The organism is Vibrio sp. V03_P4A6T147, from assembly GCF_002241085.1.
GTDB lineage: Bacteria > Pseudomonadota > Gammaproteobacteria > Enterobacterales > Vibrionaceae > Vibrio > Vibrio anguillarum.
Genome location: NZ_NDIO01000336.1, coordinates 1 through 7395, shown reverse-complemented (window position 1 = coordinate 7395; position 7395 = coordinate 1). Strand labels below are relative to the sequence as shown.

The window sequence follows — 7395 nt, the reverse complement described above, 5'->3', positions numbered from 1 at the left end:
GCCGAAAGGTCTGTAGCCCCTACAGGATGTCTGCTCCTCAACTATCCTACTATTTAGAGCTAGTACGAAGAGCACACTTTACGAGGAAGTATCCAATGAACGAAACCTTACTGGCACTAGTGGCCTTCTCCCCCATTGTGGTGGCAGCGATTCTTTTAGTCGGGCTCAACTGGCCTGCGAAAAAGGCGATGCCCGTGGCTTTTGCGTTAACCGTGGCCATCGCCCTCACCTTTTGGGATATGTCGGCAAACCGCGTGCTCGCTTCTGTTTTGCAAGGGTTCGGTATCACGATTTCCGTGCTCTGGATTGTGTTTGGCGCAATCTTCCTACTCAACACCTTAAAACACACTGGTGCTATCACCACCATTCGTAACGGTTTTACCGATGTTTCGGCTGATCGCCGTGTGCAAGCCATTATCATTGCGTGGTGTTTTGGCTCTTTTATTGAAGGCGCTTCTGGTTTTGGTACACCGGCGGCTATCGCGGCTCCGTTGCTGGTTGCGATTGGCTTTCCGGCGTTGGCTGCCGTATTGATGGGGATGATGATCCAATCCACTCCTGTCTCTTTCGGCGCAGTGGGAACGCCGATTATTGTTGGGGTAAACAAGGGGTTAGATACGCACAACATCACCGAAACGCTGATCAGCAACGGTTCAAGTTGGGATGTGTATTTACAGCAAATCACCGCCAGTGTCGCCATCACCCATGCGATAGTCGGTACATTGATGCCAGTATTAATGGCGATGATGTTGACGCGCTTTTTCGGTAAAAACAAAAGCTGGACCGAAGGGTTAGATATTTTGCCTTTTGCGATTTTCTCTGGCTTGGCTTTTACTGTGCCTTACGCGCTAACGGGCGTCTTTCTTGGCCCAGAATTTCCCTCATTAATCGGTGGCTTGATCAGCTTGGCACTGGTTGTCACGGCCGCGAAAAAAGGCTTTTTAGTACCAAAATCACAATGGGATTTTCCAGAAGAGAAATCGTGGCCCGCAGACTGGTTAGGCTCATTAAAAATTGATATTGAAGAGATCAAAGCCAAGCCGATGGGCCTTGCATTGGCTTGGACTCCCTATGTTCTGCTCGCGGTTATCCTTGTGGCAAGCCGTGTGAGCAGCGAATTTAAAGCGCTGCTGGCTGGAGTGAGCCTATCCTTTAACAACATTCTGGCTGAAACAGGCATCAGCACGGCCATTCAACCGCTTTATCTTCCCGGTGGCATCTTGGTTTTTGTTGCGTTACTGGCAGTAATATTGCAGTCACGCAGTGCGACACCGCTCATCAAAGCATTCGGTGAATCAAGCAAAACGCTGATCGGCGCGGGCTTTGTGTTGGTATTCACTATCCCTATGGTGCGTATTTTTATTAACTCTGGCGTCAATGGCGCAGAGCTTGCGAGCATGCCTGTCACTACCGCCAATTTTGCGGCGGGTTTAGTCGGTGATGCCTTCCCTGCATTAAGTGCCACCGTTGGCGCACTTGGGGCGTTCATCGCAGGCTCAAATACGGTGTCGAACATGATGTTCAGTCAATTCCAGTTTGAAGTGGCGCAAACACTCTCTATTTCCAGTGTGATGATCATTGCGCTACAAGCTGTTGGCGCAGCGGCGGGCAATATGATTGCGATTCACAACGTCGTCGCGGCATCAGCAACGGTCGGTTTATTGGGCCGTGAAGGAGCCACGCTGCGCAAAACCATTATCCCGACTTTCTACTACCTTGTGATGACTGGCCTTATCGGTTTAGTGGTGATTTACGGCTTTAATATGACCGACGTACTAATGACCCAGCAACCCTAAGTTTGGTGATGTGATTTGGTATCAACTTGGTTTTTATAACCATTAATCTTGTGTAATAAATGCAAAGCTCGCTAGGCTGCGGCTCTGTACAAATTAGGATTCAATCTATGATTATTTCAGCCTCCACCGACTATCGCGCTGCCGCGAAAGCGAAATTGCCTCCTTTTCTGTTTCATTATATTGATGGTGGCTCATACGGTGAGCACACGCTCACACGCAATACCGCGGATTTAGCTGACATCGCACTGCGCCAACGCGTGCTTAATGACATGTCAGAGCTCAGTTTAGAAACACAACTGTTTGGCGAACAGCTTGCAATGCCGATTGCCCTTGCCCCTGTAGGTTTAACTGGTATGTACGCGCGGCGCGGCGAAGTGCAAGCGGCGCGCGCGGCTGAAAATAAAGGCATTCCTTTTACACTGTCCACCGTATCGGTTTGCCCGATCGAAGAAGTATCAGCGGCGCTGGCTCGGCCGATTTGGTTTCAACTCTACGTGCTCAAAGATCGCGGTTTTATGAAAAACGTGTTGGAGCGTGCCAAAGCCGCGGGGGTAAAAAACCTCGTGTTTACCGTGGATATGCCCGTTCCCGGCGCGCGTTACCGCGACATGCATTCTGGCATGAGCGGCCCTAATGCGGCGATGCGCCGAGTGTTTCAAGCGATGAAACACCCAAGCTGGGCGTGGGATGTCGGCTTGCTCGGCAAGCCACACGATTTAGGCAATATTTCTGCCTACCGTGGCACGCCGACTAAATTGGAAGACTACATTGGTTGGCTTGGTGAAAATTTTGATCCTTCCATTTCATGGAAAGATTTAGAGTGGATCCGCGACTTTTGGGACGGCCCGATGATCATTAAAGGCATTCTAGATACAGAAGATGCCAAAGACGCGGTGCGCTTTGGCGCTGATGGCATTATCGTATCCAACCACGGTGGTCGCCAGCTTGATGGAGTGTTGTCAACCGCCAAAGCCTTACCTGCGATTGCTGATGCGGTGAAGGGCGACCTGAAAATTCTGGTCGATTCGGGGATTCGCACTGGGCTTGATGTGGTACGCATGCTGGCGCTGGGCGCGGACTGTACGCTGCTGGGTCGCTCGTTTGTTTATGCATTGGCGGCGCAAGGTCAAAGCGGCGTTGAAAATTTGCTCGATTTATATGAAAAAGAGATGCGCGTTGCCATGACCTTAACCGGAGCGAAAACCATTACCGATTTGTCACGAGACTCGTTAGTCAAACTTTAATCTCATGATGACAAACCAACGGTAGCCGCACGTTAACCTATCCACAACCTCAATTTAAAATGGGAAACAATGATGGCCAGCACTCTTTCAGACGCCACCTATCGTCAACTGGAAACGCAACTCGCTACGCGCATCGACCCTGAGCGCATCATCACGCAGCAGACAAAACGCCTTGCTTATGGCACTGATGCCAGTTTCTATCGCTTGGTGCCGAAAATTGTGCTGCGCTTACAAAGCCTTGATGAGGTCATTTTTGCCATTAAAAGCTGCCGCGAGCTTGGCGTTCACTGCACGTTTCGCGCCGCTGGCACCAGTTTATCTGGTCAGGCAGTTTCTGATTCAGTCTTGATCGCCTTAACCGATGACTGGCGCGGCCATCGCATTCACGATGAGGGTAAAAAAATCACCCTACAACCGGGGGTCATCGGAGCTGATGCCAACAAATACCTTGCCCCTTTTCAACGCAAAATCGGCCCAGATCCAGCCTCAATCAACACCTGCAAAATTGGTGGAATCGCCGCCAATAACGCCAGTGGTATGTGCTGCGGCACCGCGCAAAATTCTTACCGCACTGTCGATAGTATGAAGATCGTCTTCGCAGACGGTTCCGTGCTCGACACCGCAAACCCAGAAAGCATCGCTGCATTCAAAATCGCTAAACCCGAATTGATTGAAGGTATTGCTCAACTTCATGCACAAACGGCGCAAAATCACACACTATCAAAGCTTATTCACCACAAATATCGCCTAAAAAACACCACTGGCTACGCCCTAAATGCTCTCGTTGATTACTCTGATCCGATTGAAATTATTGAACATTTGATGATTGGGTCGGAAGGCACACTCGGTTTTATTGCCGACATCACCTACAACACCGTCATTGAGCACGCGCACAAAGCCTCGGCGCTGCTTGTCTTTGCTGATATTGAGCAGGCTAGCCAAGCGGTTACGACCCTGTCCAAAACCCCAGTTGCGGCAGTCGAAATGATGGATGGACGCGCGATGCGCTCTGTCGCTGACAAAGCTGGCATGCCCGCATTTATTGCGCAATTGAATCTAGAAGCCGCTGCGCTGCTAATTGAGTCTCACGCCAGCGATCACGCGGCCCTTCATTCGCAATGCAGCGCCGTGATGGCAGCACTAAGCGACTACCAGATCATCGAATCCGTACCATTCACCTCCGATGCCAAAACAGTGGCAACCTTATGGGGTATTCGCAAAGGGATGTTCCCTGCCGTGGGCGCAGTGCGCGAAGTGGGGACAACCGTCATCATTGAAGATGTGGCGTTTCCGGTAGAAAGCCTTGCCAGTGGTGTGCGCGATTTGCAGGCTTTGTTTGATCACTACCACTATCACGAAGCCATCATCTTCGGCCACGCTCTGGAAGGCAACTTGCATTTTGTCTTTACACAAGGCTTTGATAGCCAAAGTGAAATCGACCGCTACGGCGTATTTATGGATGAAGTGGCCGAGCTGGTGGCCGTGAAATATCAAGGCTCACTCAAAGCCGAGCACGGCACGGGCCGCAACATGGCACCGTATGTGGAATTGGAATGGGGCAAAGACGGTTACGCCTTAATGCAACAAATCAAAACACTGTTTGATCCACAAGGCTTGCTCAACCCCGGCGTTATAATCAACGATGATCCGCGTTCCCACTTAGCTAACCTAAAGCCGATGCCAGCGGCTGATGCCTTGGTCGATCGCTGCATCGAATGCGGGTTTTGCGAACCTGTTTGTCCGTCTCGCACGCTATCACTCTCGCCCCGTCAACGAATCGTCTTGTACCGCGAGCTACAACGTCGACGCGCGCAAGGTGAAACGGTAGAAGCTTCTGAGCTTGAAAAAGTCTTTGAATACCAAGGATTAGACACCTGCGCCGCAACTGGCTTATGCGCTGAGCGCTGCCCTGTTGGCATCAACACTGGCGATTTAGTGAAAAAGCTGCGCACCGCGAAATACCAAAAATTCATCCCCATTGCTACATGGACGGCGGATCACTTTGCCGCCACCACAGCCGTGGCTAAAATCGGCCTCAGTGCCAACCAATTGGCTAGCAAATGGCTGGGCGAGAAGTTAGTCGGCGGCGCAACCAACGGCTTGCGTAAACTCAGCAAAGGCAAAACGCCTATTTGGTATCCACAACTGCCGCAAGCCAATCATCAGAACTTAGCCATTGCAGTAGAAAACCTGCCGCGCCGTGAGAAAAAAGTGGTCTATCTACCCTCTTGTGCGAGCCGAAATATGGGCCAACAAAACAGCGCGGGCGATCAGCGGCCATTAACCGAAGTGACCTTATCGCTGCTTAACAAAGCAGGATATGAGGTGATCCTACCTAACGAGCTCAACAGCCAATGTTGTGGTATGCCCTATGACAGCAAGGGAATGAATGAGCTTGCACAGTCCAAAGCGCAGCAGTTAGAAGCCGCGTTATGGCAAGCTAGCCAACAAGGGCGATATCCGGTATTGATGGACACCAGCCCGTGTGCAAAACGCAGTATTGAACAATTTACTAAACCACTGGAGATCTTAGAACCCGTCGGTTTTGTCAATAAGTATCTGCTGGATTCTTTAGCGATCAAGGCCAAAGAAGAAACTGTGATGCTGCATATCACCTGCAGTGCGCGCAAAATGGGGTTGGAAGCCGACATGCTCAAATTGACCCAAACCTGCGTCAGCACAGTGATTGTGCCAGAGCATATTCAATGCTGCGGCTGGGCGGGCGATAAAGGCTTTACCACGCCAGAACTCAATGCGGCGGCTGTTCATCCGCTCAAAGAGCAAGTCCCTGCTCACTGCGAACGCGGATTCAGTAATAGCCGTACCTGTGAAATTGGCCTGTCGCACCACAGCGGCATTCCATATCAATCCATTTTGTATTTGGTTGATGAGGTGTCTAAACCGCTTTGATCTACCCTCAATCTTAAAATGGCTCATTGGATAAAATGGGCTGTTTTTTTTGTCTCTTTATCTGGCGTACCTTTACCTCGCACACCAAGAGTTTGTAAATACGCTTTGGGGCTTAAACCAAACTGACTGCGAAAGCGTTGATTAAATCGTTGTTCCGATTGGTAGCCGCAACACTGTGCCAATATCGCTATATTTCGTTGGCCACTTTGCATTAAGTTCAGCGCGTGATTCACACGCACTTCAGCCAAAACCTCACGGTAACGGGTGCCATGTTGCTTTAAGCGTCGAATTAAGGTCGCGCGGCTCATGGCAAAGTGCGTTGCTACCCGCTCAAGTGGATGTTCTTCTTCTGGTGACTGGGCGAGGTAGTTTCTCAGCTTCTGCTCAAAGGGTAGAGAATTACTCTCAAAGAGCCAATGCAGTACACCTTGCTCAGCCAATTGTTGGTATAACACCATCAGTAGATAGGCTTGGGTTTCTTGGCTGATTAACGAAAGATCGAACGAGGCGAGCGCATTGAGCGAACTTTTCAGTGAGGGGCTGGTTGAAATCACAGGCCACATAACTGGGCGATCATGACTTGCGCTTAACGCAAGCATCACCTCGGTCGGGCGGTAGGTGAAACTGAACAGCCTTGAAGAGAAGTAACCGTGTTCTGGTAAATTTTCGAAACTGAGCGAAGCTGAGGCCTCACACAATAATAACGAAGTGCTCGATAGATTAGTGGCCTCTTCTTTATGAAACAGTTTTTTACTGCCAGATTGGATCTGAATCAAGCTTGGAGAGTGAATCCTCACATTTCTCAGCCTTTGTTGCTGAGCGGCTCGAAAGGTGGTGACTTGATATTGGTGATTCATCACTCCCCCATGAATTAGCGTGTATAAGTTGCGGTCAGCGTCGCTTTTTCTAACGCCAAACTATTGAGGGTAAAACCAACCACCGCAGGTGATACATCGGCCGCCAAATTGAGTTTTTCCGTCGGGAGAGCCCATACCGTAAACTGGTAACGGTGCATTCCGTGCCCTTCTGGCGGACAAGCACCACCAAAACCAACGCTGCCATAATCGATACGTGTTTCTATTGCACCGAGCTTTTTGACTTCAACCCCACGTGCTAGCTCACTCACTGTCGCTGGAATATCCAGCGCAATCCAATGCCAAAAGCCACTTCCTGTCGGAGCATCTGGATCAAAAGTCGTAATAGCAAAACTTTTGGTTCCTTGTGGTGCATCAGTCCAAATTAAGTGCGGCGAAAGATTCTCCCCAGAACAACCCCAGCCTGAAAATTCAAAGGTTTTTGCCATCGGGTGGCCTTCTTGGATATCACGGCTGCTGAGTTGCAGAGCGTTTGCCATCCCTGCAAATAATAAGCTGGTGGTTAACGTCGTGATGACGATGGCCGAGCTAAAAATCGTCGAGTTCATTGTTTTCTCCTATGAATAAGGT

The 7395-nt window shown here is 50.1% G+C and carries 5 protein-coding genes; 3 read left to right on the top strand and 2 right to left on the bottom strand.

The annotated features are described in order from the left end of the window. Positions 1-95 precede the first annotated feature (95 nt). The 3 genes from B9J84_RS13110 to B9J84_RS13100 all read left to right on the top strand — a co-directional run bounded on the left by B9J84_RS13110 (position 96) and on the right by B9J84_RS13100 (position 5950). Positions 96-1796 carry a lactate permease LctP family transporter gene (locus B9J84_RS13110; protein WP_179217569.1) on the top strand — a complete coding sequence of 567 codons (1701 nt, stop codon included), beginning with the start codon at positions 96-98 and terminating at the stop codon, positions 1794-1796. A gap of 107 nt (positions 1797-1903) precedes the next feature. Next, positions 1904-3040 (top strand): FMN-dependent L-lactate dehydrogenase LldD, encoded by a 1137-nt coding sequence (lldD, locus tag B9J84_RS13105; RefSeq protein ID WP_094124319.1) that lies wholly within the window; start codon positions 1904-1906, stop codon positions 3038-3040. Positions 3041-3109: 69 nt separating this feature from the next. After that, positions 3110-5950: an FAD-binding and (Fe-S)-binding domain-containing protein gene (locus B9J84_RS13100; RefSeq protein ID WP_404207315.1), complete on the top strand. Its 2841-nt coding sequence runs from the start codon at positions 3110-3112 to the stop codon at positions 5948-5950. A gap of 23 nt (positions 5951-5973) precedes the next feature. On the opposite strand, the gene B9J84_RS13095 is transcribed toward B9J84_RS13100, so the two are convergent. Both B9J84_RS13095 and B9J84_RS13090 read right to left on the bottom strand, forming a co-directional pair. After that, positions 5974-6807 (bottom strand): helix-turn-helix transcriptional regulator, encoded by an 834-nt coding sequence (locus B9J84_RS13095; RefSeq protein ID WP_094124317.1) that lies wholly within the window; start codon positions 6805-6807, stop codon positions 5974-5976. Positions 6808-6821: 14 nt separating this feature from the next. Next, positions 6822-7373, bottom strand: a complete 552-nt coding sequence (locus tag B9J84_RS13090; RefSeq protein WP_094124316.1) for a YbhB/YbcL family Raf kinase inhibitor-like protein — start codon at positions 7371-7373, stop codon at positions 6822-6824. Positions 7374-7395: the final 22 nt, after the last annotated feature.

Bases quoted from the DNA above. Each gene is read 5' to 3' on its own strand.
- B9J84_RS13110 (WP_179217569.1), top strand. From the start codon at position 96: ATGAACGAAACCTTACTGGCACTAGTGGCCTTCTCCCCCATTGTGGTG.
- lldD (WP_094124319.1), top strand. From the start codon at position 1,904: ATGATTATTTCAGCCTCCACCGACTATCGCGCTGCCGCGAAAGCGAAA.
- B9J84_RS13100 (WP_404207315.1), top strand. From the start codon at position 3,110: ATGATGGCCAGCACTCTTTCAGACGCCACCTATCGTCAACTGGAAACG.
- B9J84_RS13095 (WP_094124317.1), bottom strand. From the start codon at position 6,807: ATGAATCACCAATATCAAGTCACCACCTTTCGAGCCGCTCAGCAACAA.
- B9J84_RS13090 (WP_094124316.1), bottom strand. From the start codon at position 7,373: ATGAACTCGACGATTTTTAGCTCGGCCATCGTCATCACGACGTTAACC.